Genomic DNA, 20,073 nt, shown 5'->3' on the forward strand with positions numbered 1-20,073 from the left:
TTTCAAATGTAACGCTAATCCGCCATGTGACGGTTAGAGCGAACGCATCAGAAAGAATTCATTGTCGCAAGCAGTTACAGCACGAAAACGGCATATCGGCACACGCCTGGCGGACCGGTACCATACAGCGCGGGCCCTGACCGCCGCATTGATAGAGCCTCTTTCGGAAGCCGATGCTACGCTGCAATCAATGGAGGATGCCTCGCCCGCCAAATGGCATCTGGGGCATACAAACTGGTTTTTTGAAACCTTCCTGCTGCGCGATCATGTCGCTGGATATCGGCTGTATAATGATCGCTGGCCGTTCCTGTTCAATTCCTATTACGAGGCAGAGGGGGAGCGCATAGGGCGGTTTTCACGCGGCATGCTGTCGCGTCCGTCCGTGTCGGAAATCCGCGATTGGCGCGGCGCGGTGGATGCGTCGATGGAGCCGTTGCTGGATGATCCGCGCTATACCGGCTTAATCGAACTGGGCATCGCGCATGAGCAGCAGCACCAGGAACTGCTGCTGACCGATATCAAGCATGCGTTGTTCCAGAACCCGCTGGGCCCCGCGATGTTCGAATGGCCTGGACCCCGTGTCTGCGGCTATAAGGATACTGAGCTGTCCTATATTCATCAGGGCGGCAGCGCGCTGATTGGCCATGCAGGTTCGGGCTTTGCCTATGATAATGAAGGGCCGCAGCATCAGGTCGTTCTGACCCCGTTTGAAATGGCGCGGCGGCTGGTCAATAATGCGCAGTGGCAGGAATTTATCGACGATGGCGGGTATCGCAATCCGGCGCTCTGGCTGTCTGATGGTTGGGCCTGGGTACAGCAGAACGGCATTACGGCGCCGCTTTACTGGCACGAGGACGACCAGTTCAGCCATTATGGTTGGGTGAAGCGCCATGCCAGCCAGCCCGTCACGCATATTTCCTATTACGAAGCGGATGCCTTTGCCACCTGGGCGGGGGCGCGGTTGCCGACCGAGTTTGAATGGGAAGTGATTGCCCGCGATCAAAGCACCTCCCCCACCAGTAATCAGCTGGATGACACCGATCATTTGCTGCCTGAGGGCCACGCCAATCTGATGAGCGATTGCTGGCAGTTCACCCGCAGCGCCTATTTACCCTATCCGCGTTTCAAACCGGCAGAGGGTGCGATCGGCGAATATAACGGCAAATTTATGAGCGGGCAGGTGGTTCTGCGCGGCGCGAGCTGCGCCACTGCGCGCGGCCATTCGCGGCCCAGCTATCGCAATTTCTTCTACCCGCATCAGCGGTGGCAATTTACCGGGCTACGGCTCGCCAAGGATATATGATGAGTACAGGCGGCGCATCGCAAACAGGGCTGGAGCTGGTCGACCGCGATGAAAGCGGCGTGGACCGCGCGTTTCGGGCTGATGTGCTAAAAGGCCTGTCGCAGGACCACAAAGCGATCCCTGCACGCTGGCTGTACGACGATGCCGGATCGCAATTGTTCGAAGATATCACGCAGGTAGCGGAATATTACCCGACCCGCGCAGAAACGGAAATCCTGACAGATCGAAGCAGTGAGTTTGCTGAAGCGATTGCGCCTGGCTGCGCCGTGGTGGAATTTGGTTCGGGAAGTTCGGTGAAAACACCGTTGCTGCTTGGCGCAATCGGCCCTGCTGCTTACGTGCCACTGGATATTTCCGGCGATTTTCTGCGGGCATCGGCGCAGAAATTATCCGATAAATTTCCCGGTCTGCCAGTCTATCCTGTCGAAGCCGACTTCATGCGCAAGGTGAGCTTGCCCGCGCAAGTGGCTGATATTCCAAAGCTCGGATTCTTTCCCGGTTCCACCATTGGCAATATGGTCGCGCGGACCTCGGTCGATTTGCTGCGCACCATGCGCGATACGTTAAGTGATAGCGGGGGCAACACGGCGCAGCTGCTGATCGGCATGGATCTGATAAAGGATGAGCGGGTGCTAACCGCTGCCTATGATGATGCGGCGGGCGTGACAGCGCAGTTTAACCTCAATCTATTGCGGCGGATCAACCGCGAACTGGACGGTGACATTCCGGTTGATCGGATGCGCCATATCGCGCGGTGGAATGATGATTTTGCGCGGATCGAAATGCATTGCGAGGCGTTGGAAAATATGGAATTCACAGTCGCAGGCCAGAGCTTTGCGATGGCCAAGGGGGATACAATCCACACAGAGAATAGCCATAAATTCAGCCGGCGCAGCGCAAGCACATTGCTGCTCGCGGGCGGTTGGACACCGGTACGCCGCTGGACCGATAGCGCAGGGCTGTTCTCTCTCATTCTGGCGGAGGCCAGCATCAACAGAAGCGCGCCCTGACTGTGGCAGGCGCAGCATTGGCGAGCGGCGGCGGCATTCGTATTGGTATCATCGGTGCGGGCATGGCAGGTCTGACCTGCGCGGCAGAACTTGCCAGGCACGGCGTCGCATCAGTGCTGTTTGATAAAGGGCGCGGCCCTGGCGGGCGGATGGCAACGCGGCGGGCGGAGCATCAGGGCGTAACCCTCCATTTTGATCACGGCGCGCAATATTTTACCGCGCATGATCCCGCATTTTCGGCTGCAATTGAAAATTGGCTGTTGCATGGCGCGGTGGCGCGATGGCCCGCAGCGGGCGCGCATGCCTATGTCGGGACACCGGGCATGAATGCGCCGCTCAAATATATGGCGCGCGATCTGGACGTACGGTGGGGTACGCGGATTGCGCAGGTTTCGGCGATGGATGGCGGCTGGCAAATGGCCCATGCTGACGGCAGCGAGCAAGTTTCCCACTGCGTGTGCGCGATCCCGGCGGAACAGACTGCCCAATTGCTGAAGACGGCAGCGCCGCAGATGGCGCGTTTTGCAGGCCGCGTGGTCTCTGACCCATGCTGGACTGTAATGGCGGCGTTTGATGCACCGCTGCCAATAGAGCCGGACAGCATCCGGGAACAGACAGCGGATATATCATGGGCCGCACGCAACAGTGCAAAGCCGGATCGCAGCGGGCCGGAAAGCTGGGTGATTCAAGCTTCCGCTGAGTATTCGCGCGAATATCTGGAATTGGACGCAGAGGATGCGGCCCAGCAGATTCTCGCACGTTTTCTTGCCGAGCATGCGGCGGCCCGCGTAATGCCGGCCTACATAACCGCGCATCGCTGGCGCTATGCCATGCCGCGCCCCAATACCGCGCCGCGCATATTATGGGATGACCGGCAGAAAATCGGCGCAGCGGGAGATTGGCTGGTGAGGCCCGAAGTAGAGGGCGCGTGGCTGTCCGGTAAAGCTTTGGCAGAGGCAGTCGCTGCATCATTATGACGCAATATTTTGGCCATTCATGGCACGGCAGGGGCAGCGCCCCTATATAGCTATGATGGAACCGACGGGCATTTTTTTAGATATCTGGCAGAGCGGCACCGCGCTGATCGAGGCGGTGCCGCGGTCCGGCCTGCTGGTTGCAACGGTTGCCGCAGTGCTGGCCGGATGGATCGGTTCGGTCATGGTCCGCCGCCATATTCCGCTGGGCGGTCTGATCCGTTTCTGCAGCACGATTGCGCTGGTGGGCATCCTGATCACGGTTGTTCTGCAGCTGTCGCGCTTCGATCCGCGCATGGCATTTTCAATGGAAGGGGTCGGCCTGCCCGATCAAGTGGTCGAGGGCGGCGAGACACGCATCCCGCTCGCACCCGATGGCCATTTCTGGTTGCAGGCAGACGTCAATGGCGCGCCGGTGGATTTCATGATTGATACCGGCGCCACCTTAACCGCCATCTCCATGCCTGCTGCCCAGCGGGCAGGATTGACGCCGCGCACGGGCGGGCTGCCAGTAAGGCTCAACACTGCCAATGGCACAATCGCTGCGGAGCTGACCACCATTGATGAATTACGCTTCGGCAATGTCGCAGCGCGCGGGCTGGACGCAGTGATGGCGCCCAATCTGGGTGATACCAATGTCATCGGAATGAATTTGCTGTCCCGGTTAAAGGGCTGGCGAGTGGAAGACAGCACGCTGATTCTCACGCCGAATAACCCTCAACCTGTATTGGAAAGGGATGACCGGGAGTAAACCCGCTTGCCCATGCGTGGCGGCTGGTGCATCACGCCGCTCATGAAAATTCTCAAAAACATGCCGCGCATTGCGTTGGCGCTCGCTTTGCTGTTTGTCTTGTGGCTTGCCATTGCCATGTTCGGGGCCAGCTTTGGTGTAATTGACCCGTTATTCGCCTTTGGCACCATGACGATTGGCTGGGGCGTGATTATGGCCGGTGTGGTCGGCGTGGCGGCGCTGATCGGATTGATTGCAGCAGTGGCGATCAAGCCGCGTTCGGGCTGGCTAACCGCGCTGGTGGCGCTGGCTGTGCCGCTGGGTTTCTTCGGCGGGCTGAATGCCTTGCGCTCCACCGCCGAATCTGTGCCCTTCATTTATGACATAACCACCAACCCGGCCGATGCGCCGCGCTATTCAGCCGCGATGATGCAGGCCCGCGCCGCATCAGGCGAAGGGGTAAACCCGCTGATCGAGTTTACCGTTCCGTTGGGGAAGCAGGACCGGTGGGAAGGCAATGCCGATTTTGCCGATGTAACCGCCGCCACATTGATCGCAGAAGGCTATCCTGAATTGGAGACGCTGGTTGTGACCCAATCGCCAGACAAAGTGATGGCGGCGGTCAAAACTGTAATGGAGTTGCGCGGTTTTCGCAATGTCACAGCTGATCCAGCTGCGGGTTTGGTGGAGGGTACTGATGTTGTATTCTGGTACGGTTTTGAAGACGATGTGGTCGCCCGGATCCGCTCGGTTGACGGCGGCACACATGTCGATTTCCGCTCCACATCACGCGTCGGGACTAGCGATCTTGGCGTCAACGCCCAGCGTATCACTGATCTGATCAGGGCGCTGCAGGACCGCTTAGCGGACGCGGATCCGAAGAATAAATAAGTCGGAGAGCCAGCTGGAACCTGCGGTATTCGGCTGTAAAACGGCGCATGTGCCTGACTGTTGGCAGCTATGCGCCCCAGATACCGGTGATCAGAGCCGCCGCGGCTTTCACCCACAGGCTGCCGCAGGTTTGGGCCGTTCGCGATGTCTGCCTCGGCAGAGCAGAGGCCATCGTCAAGCAGCGAGAAGGGACCAGTCGTTACCCGTTGATCCAGTAACGCAAGATCCAAGCTACAATGCCGAGGACAGCAACGCTGGCACCCCAAATTGCCGCCATCCAGGCCAGACGCTGCCAAAGGGGGCGTTCGGGTTCCGGGCAGGGCTGCATCAATGATACCCCTCATCGCCAACCTTGCCGCGGAACACCCAGTAAGCCCAGGCGGTATATCCAATGATCAGCGGCATCGTTATCGCCACGCCTACCAGCATGAATATCTGGCTGCTTTCCGGGGCGGCAGCATCCCAGATAGTCACGCCCGGTGGAACGACATATGGCCACATCGTGACCCCAAGCCCCGCCATTCCCAATAGGAATAGCAGCAAAGATAGCCAGAAAGGTTTGCTGTGCCGCTCCACCGATAGCGCGCGCAGAAGGGCAATCGCGGTCAGACCGGTCAGGATGGGTACGGGTGCAACGAAATAGATCTCCGGCGCAGTGAGCCAGCGGTCCGCATATTCCGCATTAAGCGCGAGGTTATAGAGGCTGACGCCGCCCATCAGGATGAAGGTCGCCCATGCAGCGCGCTTGCCCAATTTGCGCGCATGATGCTGGCTTGGTCCGTCCATCTTCCATACGAGCCAGGTCGCGCCAAGCAGCGCATAACCCGCCACGGTGCCAAGTCCGGTGAGCAATGTGTATGGGGTCAGCCAATCAAACCAGCTGCCCGAATAGGCACGGCCGGTAACTTCGATTCCTTGCAACAGCGCGCCCAGCGTCATGCCCTGCGCCATCGCAGCAACGAAAGAACCACCGGTGAAGGCGGCATCCCAAAAACGCTGGTGCGAGGGATCGCGCCAGCGATACTCGAACGCTACCCCGCGAAACACCAGACCCAGCAGCATCGCGATGATCAGTGGATAGGTGGCAGGCAGAATGACTGCATAGGCCAGCGGGAAGGCGGCGAATAGCCCGCCGCCACCCAGCACCAGCCAGGTTTCATTCCCGTCCCACACCGGCGCAATCGAGTTCATGGCCCTGTCGCGTTCCGGCCCGGTTTCGAAGGTCGGAAACAGAATGCCGATACCCAGATCGAAGCCGTCCATCACCACATAAGCAAACACGGCGAAGGCGATGATGAATGCCCAGATGACTGTCAGATCCATCACACATCCTCCTTGCCGGTTGGAAGTGAATGATCATGCCCGGGGTTCTGCGATGGGCCGGGAGTGATCCCCGCCGTCCGGATCGGCCCTGTATCACCCCGTTTGACGCCGGTCTCGCCAATATGCGGCGTGTGGCTCATCAGGCGCAGGATATACCACACGCCGATGCCGAACACGGCAAAATATACGATCACGAAAGCCAGCAGCGATGCGGCCACGGCGGGCGCATCAAGCGGAGATGCGGCCTCCGATGTTCGCATGAGATTGTAGACGACGTAAGGCTGCCGGCCGACTTCGGTGGTAATCCAGCCAGCAAGCACGGCGATGAAGCCTGACGGTCCCATCATCAGCGCGGCGCGGTGCAACCAGTTCCACTCATACAGGCCTTTTCGCCACCGGGCGATCAAGCTCCATAAACCAATACCCATCATGGCAAACCCCATGCCGACCATGATGCGGAACGACCAGAAGACCATGCCCACTGGCGGTTCTTCATCATCGGGAATCGTATCGAGCCCGGCCAATGGTGCGTTCAGATCGTGCTTGAGGATGAGCGAGGACAGTTTCGGTATCTCGATTTTGTAATCGACACGCTTCTCTTCGCTGTTGGGAATGCCGAACAGGATCAACGGGGCACCACTGGGATGGCTGTCATAGTGCCCCTCCATCGCCATGACTTTCTGCGGCTGGTGCTCCAGCGTATTAATTCCGTGCAGGTCGCCAGCAACAATCTGGATCGGCGCAACGATCGCCGCCATCCACATAGCCATCGAAAACATCTTGCGCGCATGGATGTTGCTGCGGTCCTTCAGCAGATGCCATGCCCCCACGGCTCCGACCACAAAGGCGGTGGTGAGATAGGCCGCGTTGACCGTGTGGAACAGGCGGTAAGGGAAGCTGGGATTGAAAATGATATCAAGCCAGCTACCCGCCGGAACGAATTGGCCATTGGCGGCGATTTCGAACCCGGTCGGCGTTTGCATCCAGCTATTAACCGAGAGAATCCAGGTCGCCGACATCAGCGTGCCCAGCGCCACCATTAAAGTGGCCGCGAAATGCAGCTTTTTGCCGACCTTCTCCATCCCGAACAGCATGACGCCAAGGAAACCCGCTTCCAGAAAGAAAGCTGTCAGCACTTCATATGCCATCAACGGACCGAGAATAGGGCCGGTCCGGTCGGAGAAGACAGACCAGTTGGTGCCGAACTGATAGCTCATGACAATGCCGGAAACGACGCCCATTGCGAAAGCGATCGCAAAGATTTTCAGCCAGTATTTGAACAGGTCGAGATAGACCGATTTTCCGGTTTTGAGCCACAATCCCTCTAGCACCGCCACATAACTGGCCAGTCCGATAGAGAAGGCCGGAAAGATGAAATGGAAGGCAATCGTGAACGCAAACTGGATGCGGGCCAGCAGCAATGCGTCTAATTGATCAAACATAGCTTATTCGTCCTGGTTTTCATCGCGGGCCTGAAGCCAGCGGTAGTAAGTCTTTTCCGAAATACCGATTTCTCGGCAACTTTCGCAGACGCCCTGTCCTTGGGCGATCAGCGCCTCAATTTTACGGCAACGCGCATCCTTGTCAGGTATTTTGGCCATCAGATCATTCCCCTCGCCATATCGTATGGTTCGCAAGTGTCAGAGCCGTCATCGCGTGACAGCTCGCGGAATGCGCGGTTTTGCGAGAGGAAGACCTTGCCGTTCAGCTCATCCAGAAATTCGGTGCGTTTGAGCCGGTCCATGACCGGGCCTTTGACTTCGGACAAGTGAACGCCGATCCCGGCATCGCTCATCCGGTGATTGATGGCTTCCAGACTTTCCAGCCCGGAAGCGTCGATCTCGTTCACCGCGCTGCACATCAGGATGACATGGCGAACCTGCGCTTGGTCCGCCACACGCTCCAGCACATATTCCTCCAGCCAGCGGGCGTTGAGGTAAGTGAGGCTTTCGTCGATGCGGATCGACAGGACGTGCGGCACGGTGAAGACATCGTGCCGCTCGACATTGCGAAAATGCTCGGTGTCCGGAACCCGCCCGACAATCGCCGCATGCGGCCGCGATGCGCGCCACAAATAAAGCAGCAGCCCTACGGCAACTCCGGAAATGACGCCCAGCTCCACCCCTGCCAGCAGAGTGATCAAAATCGTTGCCATATGCGCGGCGAAATCGGCTTTGGAATAATTCCACAACTGGCGCGGCGTTTTCAGATCGACCAGGCTCAGCACAGCAACGATGATGGTTGCGGCCAGCGTTGCGATCGGCAGATTGAACAGAAGCGGCGTCAGGAAAAGCGCGGCCAGCGCGATACCGACCGCTGTAAATGCGCCGGCAGCGGGTGTTTCGGCCCCCGCATCGAAATTGACGGCCGAGCGCGCGAAACCGCCGGTGACAGGATAACCGCCTGAAAAGGCACTGGCGATGTTGGATGCGCCCAAACCGATCAGCTCCTGATCTGGCGCGATGCGCTGGCGACGCTTTGCCGCCAGCGTCTGCGCCACTGAAACACTTTCGACAAAACCGATGATTGAGATAAGCAGCGCGGGAACCCACAATTGCTCGATGAGTGACAGATCGGTTGAAGGAAGCGCAAACGGTGGGAGGCCTTTTGGGATGGCCCCGACAATACTGACGCCCTTATCTGCCAGATCGAGCAGCATCACGATCACAATGGTCGCTGCCACGGCGACGACCGGGCCGGCCTTGGCGACCATATCGGCGATGCGCGGGGGCGTGCCCGCTGCGACCAATGCCGGTTTGGCACCTTTGCGAACCCAGAACAGGAAGAGCGTTGCCGGTATCCCGATCGCCAAAGTCCACGGATTGGCATTGAGCACGACCCCGGCCAGCGAACCGAGCATATCGGGCCAATTGTCGCCGCCGGCCTGAACGCCTAGAATATGCTTCAGCTGGCTTGTCGCAATCAGCAAGCCACTGGCGGTGATAAACCCGCTGATGACGGGGTGGGACAGCAGGTTGGCGAGGAAGCCCAAACGCAACATGCCCAATATTGCAAGCATGACACCGGACAGGGCCGCCAGCGTTATCGCCGCTTCAAGATATTCGGCTGTTCCCTGTGCCGCGATTGCGCCTGCCGCGCTTGCGGTCATCAGAGACACTACCGCGACCGGCCCCACCGCCAGCGTGCGGCTGGTCCCGAAAATCGCGTAAGCCATAAGGGGAAGGATCGAGGCATACAGGCCCACGACGGGCGGCAATCCCGCTAGCAAGGCATAGGCCAGGCTTTGCGGGATCAGCATGATGGTAACGATGATTGCCGCCATAAGATCATTGGTGAGGACGGACCCGTTATAGGTTCGGCCCCATTCAAGGATCGGCAGATACTGCGTCAGCAAGCCGCCACGCGCGCCCTGTCCAGGCGCTGTCAGACGCGGCTGCTCCGCCGATTCATTTTCAGGTTCAGGCACTGGCTCAGCCAATCGGAACCGGCTTGGCGAGCCATTCGCGGCCCTTCAGCATACCGTCCCAATAGATTGGGGGAAGGGCTTGCGCTTTCAGCCGCCAGGCAAGTTTAGAAGGCTTGGTTCCATCAAGAACCCAGCTGGGGAAGGACGGGGCGAGATTCCCGCCGTAAGTGAATTCCGCCAGCACGATTTTGCCGTTTTCGACCGTCAATGGACAGCTGCCATAGCCATCGTAAGCAGCTGTCGCACTCTTGCCGTCCAGTTGCGCCAGTGCATTGGTGGCAACGACAGGTGCCTGTTTACGCGCTGCCGCCATCGTCTTGGCATTCGGCGTGCTGCCGCAGTCGCCAAGCGCAAATACATTCTCGAACCTTGCGTGGCGCAGAGTGGCCTGATCGACTTCGGCATATCCGGCATCATCAGCAAGCGCACTGTGTGCAACGACTTGGTTGCCTCTTTGAGGCGGGCAGACGTGCAGCATATCGAAATCTCTCTCGACTTCGCCATCTTCGGTCTTGAACCAGGCCTTGTGGTTTGGGCCATCGACCCGCACCAGATTGGATGTGAACGCCAGATCAATGCCGTAACGCTCAACGGTCTCCATCAATGCGGGCACGTATTCCTTTACGCCGAACAGCACGCCGCCTGCATTGTGAAACTCCACATCGATATCGCCGAGCGTGCCCTGTTTTTCCCATTCACTGCATGACAGATACATCGCCTTCTGCGGCGCTCCAGCGCATTTGATAGGCATCGGCGGCTGCGTGAAAAGCGCCCGGCCGCGGCGGGTCTTCTGAACCAGCTCCCACGTGTAGGGGGCCAGGTCATACCGATAATTGGACGTCACGCCGTTTTTGCCGAGCGTCTCCTCCAGCCCTTCGATCTCCTCCCAAGCCAGACGATTGCCCATAGCGACAATCAGCAGATCGTAGGTAACCGTGGTGCCGTTCTTCAGTGCCACCGAGTTGTTATCAGGATCGAAACCCGACACACTGGCCTTAATCCAATTCACGCCAGACGGCATGACAGATGCTTCGGATCGGCACGTTTGCTCCTTGGAAAAGATGCCGCCGCCGACCATGGTCCAGCCGGGCTGATAAAAATGCTCGCCGCGTGGTTCGATCACCGCGATGTCCAGCCCGGACCTGCGCTTCAATAGCGATGCGGCGGTTGCAATTCCTGCGGAGCCGCCGCCAGCGATTAAGATTTTGTGGTGCATGATTTACTCCTGGGCCTGCTGGCCATCGGTGGTGCCTGACACAGCTTCGAACAGCTGCGTGCTGCGGTTGCCGGTCCGGCAGTAAGCAAGGATGGGCGTAGGCATGTCGGCAAGCGCGCGAGCGAATCTGGCTGACTGATCCTGAACGGTGAAGTCACCCCCCACAGGAATGTGGCGCGCATCCATACCGGCCTGTTCAGCCGCAACGGCAATGGATTGCCAATCTGGCTGATCCGCCTCTTCGCCGTCGGGCCGGTTGCCGATGATCGAGCGATAGCCCAGTTCCGCAAGGGCCTGAACGTCAGGCGGAGCGATCTGACCGGTCACAGTCAGCACAGGTCCCAATTGTTTCAGATCGGCAGCGTCCACCGGTTTGCTCCGCGTCATGCGTTCTTCCCGAACAGTTTAAAGATGGCCATTCCGGCGATCATGGCGGCCACGAAAGTTGCAGCAGGCAGGATCGACGTGCCGAGCGATGCGATAGCGGGGCCGGGGGCACAGGCCTGCCAATGCCCAACCAATGCCGAACAATGCTGCGCCGCCCAGCAGCCTGGCATCGATCAGCTGTGTGCCCGGTAGGTGAAAATCCTCGCTCGCCAGCGGCCGTGCCATCCGGCCTTGAATGACCCAGGCAACCGCCATCACCAGAACCGCACCGCCCATCACAAAGGCGAGCGTGGGGTCCCAAGCGCCAAAGACATCAAGAAACCCCCTGACGCGCGCCGGGTTCATCATACCGGAAAGGGCAAGGCCGGCACCGAACAGTGAACCGGAAACAAGTGCGAGAAGCCAGCGCCCCATCACCAACCCTTTCCTACCAAGTTCACTGCCGCGACAGTCAGAATGCCAGTCGCGATAAAGGTGGCCGTGGCCAGTAGAGAGCGCGGGCTGAGGCGCGACATTCCGCAAACGCCGTGGCCGCTGGTGCAGCCGCTACCCAGACGCGTGCCGAACCCGACGAATAGCCCTCCAGCAATCAGCCAACCGACACCCGGAGGATATTGCGCCTCGATAGGGCCTGCGACAGCCGAGAACACAACTGCGCCGAAGATCAAGCCACCGACGAACAGGGCGGCTATCGGCCACGGTGTGCCGCTACGGCTGATCAGCATGGCGCGCGATGCCATGCCGGACACACCGGCGATCCGCCCGGTGCCGAGCAGCATGATCGCCGCCGCGAGCCCGATCATAATGCCGCCGATGAGTCCCTCAACAGGCTGCGCTTCAGGAAAGCCGGGCAGCATCATACCGCATTCACCGGTATCTTGATGTAGCTGACGCCGTTATCTTCCGGGTCAGGCAGCCGCCCGCCGCGAATATTCACCTGCACGCTGGGCAGGATCAGTTTCGGCATCGACAGGTCGCGGTCCCGGTCAGTCCGCATCTTTACGAACTCGGCCTCGGTCGTCCCGTCCTTTACATGGACATTGCCGTCGCGCTGCAGACCGACGGTGGTTTCCCATGCATATTCGTCCCGGCCCGGCGCCTTGTAATCGTGGCACAGGAACAACCGGGTCTTGCGCGGGAGGGACAGAAGGCGCCGGATGGACCGGAAAAGCTCCCCTGCGTCGCCGCCAGGAAAGTCCGCTCTCGCCGTGCCGAAATCGGGCATGAAAATCGTGTCGCCGACAAAGGCTGCATCGCCGATGATAAATGCCATGTCCGCAGGTGTATGGCCGGGAACGTGGAGCGCAATGCCTTCCAACTCGCCGAGTTTGAATGTGTCGCCATTGTCGAACAGATGATCGAACTGCGAACCGTCACGTTCAAAATCGCTGCCCGCATTGAAGAGCTTGCCGAAGACTTCCTGCACCCTGATGATACCGCGCCCGATCGCCAGTTTGCCGCCCAGCTTTTCCTGCAAATACGGCGCTGCCGAAATATGATCGGCATGCGCGTGGGTTTCGATCAGCCACTTCACTTTCAGATTTTTAGATGTGATATATTCGATAATCAGATCGGCGGAGCCGTTAGATGTGCGGCCTGCTGCAGAATCGAAGTCGAGAACCGAGTCGATAATCGCCGCTTCGCAACTGGCTGGATCATGAGCGATGTAGCTGACGGTGTTGGATGATTCGTCGAAAAAGCCAGCGATGGTGGGGCGCTTGCAGGGATCGCTCAATGCGGCTTCGATTTGATCGGAAGCTTGGGCGAGCGGTTTGTCATCGGTGCTCATCTCGGTTCCTTTATTCAATTTATGTAATTCATTAAATGTATTGCTTTATATCTGTCAAGTGTATAGCGACAGGTGATGGACGAGGGACCCGCTAGACAGGCATCATGCGCCGGACTGCGCATCGGCGATACCGCCCCGGATTTTTCCGCGCGCAGCACGGCTGGCGACATTCGCCATTACGAATTTCGTGGGCGCTGGCTCATTTTATTGTCCCACCCCGCTGATTTCACGCCGGTTTGCACAACTGAATTTGTGGCACTGGCAAGGGCCGCAGACGATTTTACCAACCGCGATTGCGCCTTGATGGCGCTATCGATTGACAGCTTGTTCTCCCACTTCGCTTGGCTTCGGATGATCCGTGACCGGCTGGGAGTGGAAGTCCGGTTTCCCATTGTGGAAGACCCCACACTGGTAATTGCCCGGGCGTTTGGAATGGTGGGCGACAATGATGGGGACAGTGCTACTGTTCGAAACACGTTCTTCATCGATCCGGCGGGCGTCATTCGCGCGATGAATTGCTATCCCGCCAATGTCGGCCGATCGGTGCCTGAAATGTTGCGGACGCTGGACGCGCTTCAGGCTGTCGATGGCGGCGGTCTCGCCCCGGCGAACTGGCGACCGGGTGATGCTCTCTGCACATCGCCGGAGCCCGATCTTGATTCTGTTTTCGGAGCCGAGACCGAGATCGCCTGGTTCCTGTCGGACGAAACCGATGGCCGATAGTTTCAAAGGCCAGATGCCGGTCGAATTGCTGAAAGCAATGGGCCATCCCATTCGCTACCGCATTCTGGAAGCCTTGCGCGGAGCAGAACTGAACGTCGGTGAGATCGAAGCGAAAGCCGGCATCACGCAGCCATCCCTGTCCCAGCAGCTGGCCGTCCTGCGCAATTGCGGGCTGGTCGGCACGAGGCGGGATGGAAAGCTGGTTATCTACTGGATCGAGCAGGACAGTATTGACCAATTGGTGAGCAAAATCGGCTCCTTCGGCCGCGACGCAGTACCTGTGATCGAACACCAGGATAGACCCGCTGCATCGGTGGCGCAGTTTGCACGATTGGGCTGATTAGACTTCTCAATGTTCTTTTGGGGAACATTGTCGGGCGTGGCGAGCGTCAACCCATCCGCCAAGTGTTACCGCACGTTCAGTATCTTCTCTATCTTCTCTATCTACTCTATCATCGTCTGTATGCGCTGAAGCATGACCGGCTCTGAATAGGGTGAAGCACCTTCTCCCGGTTCAGCCGGGCTATGCCGCAGCACATCGTTTCGCTCATGTGTGAAAAGACTGAACTCTATCCTCATGGGTCGAGATTGAGAAAATGCCAGACAGGCCGGCGATATGGTCCGCCGCCACCAATAGGCAGCGCCGCGGCGTTTGATGTTTTGAACACAGGTTCGAGCCAAGATGCAGACACTTTCGGTCTGCTGCCGAGCCCTGCCTTGGGACAGCTTGTTGGGACAGTGGCTGGGGACATCTGCGGTCTGGCTTCCATTTACCCAAACAAAATCGCAATTCTACTCGGGTTGGAAAATAGTTGGCTGGGGCGGCAGGGACCCCAGCCGGTTCTGACACAAGCTTCTGAAACACAAGGTTTCTTCCATTTATCCCGCCGTGGATGGCCCCTGTAGGGTGCCACGGTAGGGTGCCACGGAAGGATACCACGGCCATGGCAGGCATACAGAACGTCACCCGCAAGCAGGGCACGTATTACTATCGCAAACTCATACGTTTAGGGCCTGATAAGCCTTTCCGATTACGGATGTCGCTCAAGACAACGTGCCGTAAACGGGCAGGGCTGCTTGCGCCGGCCCTCACGTTGATAGGGGAGCGGGTAGCGATGAACATGATGAGCAACATGGCGCGGGATGGCCTGACAGGCGCGCAGAGAGCAGAAATCTACCGGCGGCAGATGCTGGAGGAACGTGACCGGCTCGAGACGATGCATGCAACTTTGCACATCGCGCCGCCCGATGATCACGACGACATCGGTAAAGCGCTGTCGCTGCGACTTGGCGCCAGCGAGATGGCCGCGCAGGATGGGGCGAAGAACGGAAAGGTCGAAGACTTCCTCTTTGCGCATATCGACCCAGACGATGATGACGCGCCTGTCCTCATCCTGGCCTGGTCGGACATAGCGGCATCAATAGAACACGAAGGCGCCGACCAGGCCGCGCTCGCAAGGCTTGCAGAGATTGGGGTCAGCCAATCGGTGCTACGCGAAGCGATGGCGCGCAAGGTTGTCAATGAAGCCCGCATCGTTGCGATACGCGAGTTCCGCGACGTGTTGGCCAATCCGGGATCAGCATATCCGGCGGTGCCGATCGACGGATATGGAGTAGCTCCCCAAAATTACGCGGCACCGGCAGCACCCGCTGCGTCAACCCAGTCGCAACCGGTCGTCGCCGGTCCCTGGGCTGCAATGCTTCCCACCGAGGCTGCGAAGAAATTCTTCGAGCATAATCCGCGCACGGGAGGGAAGGACGGAACCTCGCGGCAAAAGAACGGTAAGCCGTGGACGAGCAAGACCCGTGCCCAGTTCGAGTTGCCCGCCCTTCTTTTAGAGCAGGTGATGGGCGGGCGGCCGCTTGCCACTATCATCCATGATGATCTGGTGAAGCTCGATCAGTGTTTTGAAAAGCTTCACGGACCTTCCTTCCGCAAATCGCCCAAGCACCGCGACATGACGATTTGGGAGATTGTCGAGGAAACCGAGGCGAGGGTGGCGGCAGGCGAAAAACAGGCTGAACGTGAAGTGGGTCGGAAGCGCAAAGGAGGAGATAGCGTCCAGAAAAAATCCAGGCAGTTGCAACGCGCCGACCTTGGGTTCGGGGTTGTGACGACCAACCGTCACTGGGGCTTTCTTCGCCAGCTCACGACCTGGTTTCAAAAGCACCAGCCATTGCCCGAACTCGACTATGGAGCCTTTATCATGAACGACGACCGTAATCAGCGCGAACTGCGATCGCCCTATACAGTGGAACAGGGTAGGGAGGTTTTCAGCCTCCCTCCGTGGACCGGTTCAAAATCGCATGCCCGCCGGATGCAAGCAGGCAATCTGATTGTTCACGATGCCTGGTATTTCGTGCCGTTGATCGCGTGGTATTCTGGAATGCGCCGGGACGAAATCTGCGGCCTGGAAGTTGCCGATTTGGAGCTGGAAGACGGGCATTGGCATTTCTGCGTCCGCCCCAATAACATCCGGCGTCTGAAGACAATCAGCTCGGAACGCAAAGTGCCGGTGGCATCCGCATTGCAGCATTTGGGCCTGATCGATTACGTCAGCGCGCTTTCTGAAGAGGGGGAAACGGATCTCTTTCCTGAGCTTGCGTCCGAGAGCAACAAGGGCACGATGGGCGATGCGTTCTATAAGCGCATATGGACCAAGATTGCTGGCGACCTGTCATTTCTGGAAGCTGGACAGGGGATGCACTCGTTCCGGCATACCGCAATTGATTTCATGAAGGCGGCCGGGATAACACCAGAGATACGTGCGGATTTTGCTGGGCACTCTCTGAAATCCGAGACCGAGGGCCGGTATTCGAAAACGCACATGGCACTTCTGCGCGATGCTGTTGCCACCATTCCGAACGTAACGGATCAACTAAAAGGAGAAACGATTTGCTTGTCGCCCTCACGTCTGCGGTTGCCTCGGACGTCACGGCAGTAAAAAAACCACCTCTCCGGCTTTGTTCCTGATCCTGGTCATCCGGAAGCCAAGCAAGCGCGGTGAGCATCTGTGATGCAGGAACCTTATGTGGCAGCTTTGCGCCCCAATTTCGGTCGTTGAGAGCATCCTGCCCACTGCCTAAAAGCTGCCGAAAGATTTGCTCGAGCTCGGGTTCCTTCGCGTTTCTCTTATGGCCAATCCCTGGCCTAGGAGAAATGCCATGGGCTACTCACAATATGATCCGGCAATGCAGGATCGAGCACCTTGGAACGCCGGGAAGAAAGTCGGGACCAGACAGCCCTTGTCGCAAAAGCAGATCTGGGCGGTTCGCTTCTTTCTCGATCGCGAGCAAAGGATCAGGGACCGAACGTTGTTTGATCTCGCCATCGACAGCAAGATACGTGGCTGTGACCTGGTCAAACTCAAAATCGGTAACTGGTTGCTGGCAGTGAGGTCCGAAGACGAGCGACCATCATGCAGCAAAAAACGCACCGGCCGGTTCAGTTCGAACTGACGAGTGACGTGCGAGCGAGCCTCATGACTTGGTTCGAGCGACGCGGAGGCACTATTGATGATTATGCCTTCCCAAGCCGGATACACCGTAACGGACATCTGAGCACCCGGCAGTATGCTCGACTTGTTGATGAGTGGGTCACAGCCATAGGACTTCGCCGCGAGGAATACGGTACGCACTTGATGCGACGAACCAAGGCTTCAATGATCTACAAGGCGACTGGTAACCTCCAAGCGATTCAAATCTTGCTCGGCCATTCCAAGATCGAGAACACTGCCAGGTATCTCGGTGTCGATATCGAAGATGCCTTACTGATCGCGGAGCGAACGGAAATCTGACCTCAAGGCGGCCCTTCTCAAAGCGGAAGCGACGCTTTTCCCTTCTGCAAGAAGTCGTGAGCGACTGATTATGGGTGGAAAGAAACCATTCGCCGTGGTAAGGTCAGGCGGAAAGCCTATAAGCGAGCGCGACCGGTGTTTAATCTCAAAGTCGTGAACTAACCAGCAAATGCGAACATCCTCTTCCTAATATTCCCTCCACCATGGAAACTTTTGGCCCCAAGGCGCGTTTAGTATGCCTGGAGAACTTCACATGCTGAACTGGTTTCGCCGCCGATATCTCGACGTGCTTGGTTCGATCTATCTTTACAACGAACACCGCGGCTACACGGCGATCGACCGTGTCCTCGAAGCAGTCCGAGTCAGGTCGCCCGACGATAAAGACCTAATCGAAGCGATCGAGCAGCAGATCGAGACGTTCGTCGAGCATTACAATCACCAGCGATACCACGAGAGCTTGAACAATGTGACACCCGCCGACGCCTACTTCGGCCGCGCCGCAGCCATCCTAAAACAGCGAGAAAGGATCAAACGAAAGACCATCCAACATCGGCGCTTGCAGCACCGCAGGATCGCCGCCTAATATCAACCAACAAGACGAGGCCGATGCTCCGCTAATCTAAGCAGCCATCTGTGCCAAATGTTCTGACGACGGACACTAATAGCACAATATGCATCGTATTAGGGGAAATCCTCACATTCAACGGCTCGGTCGGGCTGCATCCGCATTACCACCTTTGGCGGCTTTTGGCAGCGGTTTTCAGCAGTTCACGTCTACGCTTTCGTGTCCTCTACCGAAACCCTTGCAACCGCCACCCTCTGTTTGTACTAACAAATTTCAAGCCTCGTTTCGCCCATCTTAATTTTTCAGCCAAAGGTGCAGTTAAAGCTGAGGAGAGACGCTTGGTTATTAAATTCGAAGAAAGTGCATGAACGCAGCTGGGCTTGGCCAAGAGTAAGGCGGTAGTCTCTATCATTTCTGTTCGTTCGTGCCGTGACAATGATCGTCTCGGGATCGCTGTCCTCTTGTGCGAGCATGCCTGCGCGCTCGACTTCCACAAAAACCCATTCCACCCTCAGGCCAGCAACGATCAACGGATTGTCAAGAACGAGCCGCAGAACCGGGCGAACGACGCCGTAGCGTATCTCGCGTTCTTCACTCACCCCAACAAACCGGCCGCCATTGGTTTCTCTCAGTAAAGCTCCCACATCAGCCGATGCAACCGCATCTTCGACGTTAAGATCAATCGCCACGCGAATTATATCGTCTCGGACTAGGAGCTTACCATAACCTCCAGAAACACCATAAATACCTGACCCTTCAAGCGGTAGAGACCTGATCTCTTCTCCAATCTGACTCGGCCCCAACTCGAACCGGATCGTTCCATACGGAAGCACGACCGGCGAAATCAAACCATCCGCCCGCGTGGTTACATCCTGCCCGAACCAGTGAAAGCGCGCTGGACCAGTGTAATTTTCACTGTCCAATTGAGCCGTCGAGGATCGCGACGTGAGCATCACCGGGCCAATCTCGTAGCCCCCGGCGATTGCCGATGGCCTAAGGCCGATTTGCTGAGCAGCGCTATTGTTCAAAAGTCGCATAGCGCCGAAACCGGGATCGACCAGAAATTTGACGGGCTGGCCATCCACCGTGACCTCCACCTCCCGCTCCCCATCTGCTCCACCTTCGACCGACAAGAACCCCGCATCCCAATTGCGAACGGACTCCTGCACGCCTGCGCACGATGAAAGGAAGATCATTGCAGGAAGACAGATACCCATAACTCTGAAAACGCTCATTAATTTATCCTTAGAAGATCAAATTGATCACTATCAAAAACGATCCTGCAGCTGTTAAATGTAGGAGAACTCTAATAGCGCGTAAGCCGCGATTATAACTCAAAATTTCCTTGTCGTCACTTCTCAAATCCACATTAGCAAAGTCGTGAAAAAACCAAAAACCATCATTTGAATGCGTTGGCACGAGTGAATACAAAATTGCTGCTGTGTTAGCCCATAGGCATAGCAAGAAAGGCCCGCTCCCAAGTATTCCGACAAGGTTCAAGGCTAGCAGGCTACAGAAAGCTGAGGCATGGAAAACCGGTCCGGCAATCGCAACGAGCGCTCGCTGCCGCGGTGGGATGAACTGGACGCTAGTTACATCGGTGGCTAGTGAAGGAATTACTCCAATCAGGCCCATTCTGATCCCGCCGACACTTCCTGAGTGCCGCAGACATACTGCGGCGTGCCCAAATTCGTGCCATAGCAAACCTAGATAAAACAAGAGAACCGCGCAAAGGAACTCGCCGATGTCACTGGCAAAGGTTGGACTTGTAACGGTTTTGTGCCGTTCACTGATCTCATTATGCCACCTTGGCTTCGAATGCGAGCGGGCTGATGCCGCCCAGATATGAATGGCGTCTTCGGGTGTTGTAGAACCCGTTTATGTACTGGAAGATAGCGGCCTCTGCCTGCCTTCGTGTTGGCCATTTCTGCCGCCAGA

The 20,073-nt window shown here is 57.6% G+C and carries 19 protein-coding genes and 3 pseudogenes; 10 read left to right on the forward strand and 12 right to left on the reverse strand.

Going from position 1 to position 20,073, the window contains the following annotated elements:
* Positions 1–61: 61 nt before the first annotated feature.
* The 5 genes from egtB to WA922_RS08170 are packed head-to-tail and all read left to right on the forward strand — an operon-like array spanning position 62 to position 4,908.
* Positions 62–1,303: an ergothioneine biosynthesis protein EgtB gene (gene egtB, locus WA922_RS08150; protein WP_424771199.1), complete on the forward strand. Its 1,242-nt coding sequence runs from the start codon at positions 62–64 to the stop codon at positions 1,301–1,303.
* Positions 1,300–2,313: an L-histidine N(alpha)-methyltransferase gene (egtD, locus tag WA922_RS08155; protein WP_424771200.1), complete on the forward strand. Its 1,014-nt coding sequence runs from the start codon at positions 1,300–1,302 to the stop codon at positions 2,311–2,313. Before egtB ends, egtD begins: the two co-directional genes overlap by 4 nt.
* 2 nt (positions 2,314–2,315) lie before the next feature.
* On the forward strand, positions 2,316–3,290 hold the full coding sequence (locus WA922_RS08160; RefSeq protein ID WP_424771201.1) for an NAD(P)/FAD-dependent oxidoreductase: 975 nt from the start codon (positions 2,316–2,318) through the stop codon (positions 3,288–3,290).
* Positions 3,291–3,342: 52 nt separating this feature from the next.
* Positions 3,343–4,038 carry a retropepsin-like aspartic protease family protein gene (locus WA922_RS08165; protein WP_424771202.1) on the forward strand — a complete coding sequence of 232 codons (696 nt, stop codon included), beginning with the start codon at positions 3,343–3,345 and terminating at the stop codon, positions 4,036–4,038.
* 42 nt (positions 4,039–4,080) lie between these two features.
* The gene (locus WA922_RS08170; protein WP_424771203.1) at positions 4,081–4,908 is read left to right on the forward strand and encodes a DUF1499 domain-containing protein; all 828 of its coding nucleotides are present in this window, start codon (positions 4,081–4,083) and stop codon (positions 4,906–4,908) included.
* A gap of 199 nt (positions 4,909–5,107) precedes the next feature.
* On the opposite strand, the gene WA922_RS08175 is transcribed toward WA922_RS08170, so the two are convergent.
* The 10 genes and pseudogenes from WA922_RS08175 to WA922_RS08220 form a co-directional block, all read right to left on the reverse strand.
* Complete coding sequence (locus WA922_RS08175) at positions 5,108–5,236, reverse strand: DUF2474 domain-containing protein (protein WP_424771223.1); 129 nt, start codon at positions 5,234–5,236, stop codon at positions 5,108–5,110.
* On the reverse strand, positions 5,236–6,231 hold the full coding sequence (cydB, locus tag WA922_RS08180) for a cytochrome d ubiquinol oxidase subunit II (protein ID WP_424771204.1): 996 nt from the start codon (positions 6,229–6,231) through the stop codon (positions 5,236–5,238). Before cydB ends, WA922_RS08175 begins: the two co-directional genes overlap by 1 nt.
* Complete coding sequence (locus WA922_RS08185; protein ID WP_424771205.1) at positions 6,231–7,673, reverse strand: cytochrome ubiquinol oxidase subunit I; 1,443 nt, start codon at positions 7,671–7,673, stop codon at positions 6,231–6,233. The genes cydB and WA922_RS08185 overlap by 1 nt, the downstream gene beginning before the upstream one ends.
* Before the next feature lie 3 nt (positions 7,674–7,676).
* Positions 7,677–7,832, reverse strand: a complete 156-nt coding sequence (locus WA922_RS08190) for a helix-turn-helix domain-containing protein (protein WP_424771206.1) — start codon at positions 7,830–7,832, stop codon at positions 7,677–7,679.
* A complete protein-coding gene (locus WA922_RS08195; protein ID WP_424771207.1) occupies positions 7,832–9,658 on the reverse strand; it encodes a SulP family inorganic anion transporter in 1,827 nt (608 codons plus the stop codon). The genes WA922_RS08190 and WA922_RS08195 overlap by 1 nt, the downstream gene beginning before the upstream one ends.
* 4 nt (positions 9,659–9,662) lie before the next feature.
* On the reverse strand, positions 9,663–10,874 hold the full coding sequence (locus WA922_RS08200) for an FAD-dependent oxidoreductase (protein ID WP_424771208.1): 1,212 nt from the start codon (positions 10,872–10,874) through the stop codon (positions 9,663–9,665).
* Positions 10,875–10,877: 3 nt separating this feature from the next.
* Positions 10,878–11,261 carry a TIGR01244 family sulfur transferase gene (locus WA922_RS08205; RefSeq protein ID WP_424771209.1) on the reverse strand — a complete coding sequence of 128 codons (384 nt, stop codon included), beginning with the start codon at positions 11,259–11,261 and terminating at the stop codon, positions 10,878–10,880.
* Positions 11,258–11,675 (reverse strand): annotated as a pseudogene (locus WA922_RS08210) (DUF6691 family protein). Before WA922_RS08210 ends, WA922_RS08205 begins: the two are co-directional and overlap by 4 nt.
* Positions 11,675–12,118: a YeeE/YedE family protein gene (locus tag WA922_RS08215; RefSeq protein WP_424771224.1), complete on the reverse strand. Its 444-nt coding sequence runs from the start codon at positions 12,116–12,118 to the stop codon at positions 11,675–11,677. The pseudogene WA922_RS08210 and the gene WA922_RS08215 overlap by 1 nt, the downstream one beginning before the upstream one ends.
* Positions 12,118–13,050: an MBL fold metallo-hydrolase gene (locus WA922_RS08220; protein ID WP_424771210.1), complete on the reverse strand. Its 933-nt coding sequence runs from the start codon at positions 13,048–13,050 to the stop codon at positions 12,118–12,120. The genes WA922_RS08215 and WA922_RS08220 overlap by 1 nt, the downstream gene beginning before the upstream one ends.
* Positions 13,051–13,125: 75 nt before the next feature.
* Between WA922_RS08220 and WA922_RS08225 the strand changes: the two genes are divergently transcribed.
* The 5 genes and pseudogenes from WA922_RS08225 to WA922_RS08245 form a co-directional block, all read left to right on the forward strand.
* A complete protein-coding gene (locus WA922_RS08225; RefSeq protein WP_424771211.1) occupies positions 13,126–13,773 on the forward strand; it encodes a peroxiredoxin in 648 nt (215 codons plus the stop codon).
* Positions 13,763–14,113 (forward strand): ArsR/SmtB family transcription factor, encoded by a 351-nt coding sequence (locus WA922_RS08230; RefSeq protein ID WP_424771212.1) that lies wholly within the window; start codon positions 13,763–13,765, stop codon positions 14,111–14,113. Before WA922_RS08225 ends, WA922_RS08230 begins: the two co-directional genes overlap by 11 nt.
* 604 nt (positions 14,114–14,717) lie before the next feature.
* Positions 14,718–16,718 (forward strand): site-specific integrase, encoded by a 2,001-nt coding sequence (locus WA922_RS08235; protein ID WP_424771213.1) that lies wholly within the window; start codon positions 14,718–14,720, stop codon positions 16,716–16,718.
* A gap of 220 nt (positions 16,719–16,938) precedes the next feature.
* Positions 16,939–17,570: pseudogene (locus tag WA922_RS08240) on the forward strand (tyrosine-type recombinase/integrase).
* 397 nt (positions 17,571–17,967) lie between these two features.
* A pseudogene (locus WA922_RS08245) lies at positions 17,968–18,153 on the forward strand (integrase core domain-containing protein); the annotation flags it as partial.
* 284 nt (positions 18,154–18,437) lie between these two features.
* On the opposite strand, the gene WA922_RS08250 reads toward WA922_RS08245, so the two are convergent.
* Positions 18,438–19,370 carry a hypothetical protein gene (locus WA922_RS08250; RefSeq protein WP_424771214.1) on the reverse strand — a complete coding sequence of 311 codons (933 nt, stop codon included), beginning with the start codon at positions 19,368–19,370 and terminating at the stop codon, positions 18,438–18,440.
* A 563-nt stretch (positions 19,371–19,933) separates the two neighbouring features.
* Positions 19,934–20,073: IS3 family transposase (locus WA922_RS08255; protein WP_424771215.1), on the reverse strand; the 140-nt coding region annotated here is incomplete at its 5' end.

Origin of the sequence: Pontixanthobacter sp. (assembly GCF_049682855.1) — a bacterium.
Classification (GTDB): domain Bacteria; phylum Pseudomonadota; class Alphaproteobacteria; order Sphingomonadales; family Sphingomonadaceae; genus Pontixanthobacter.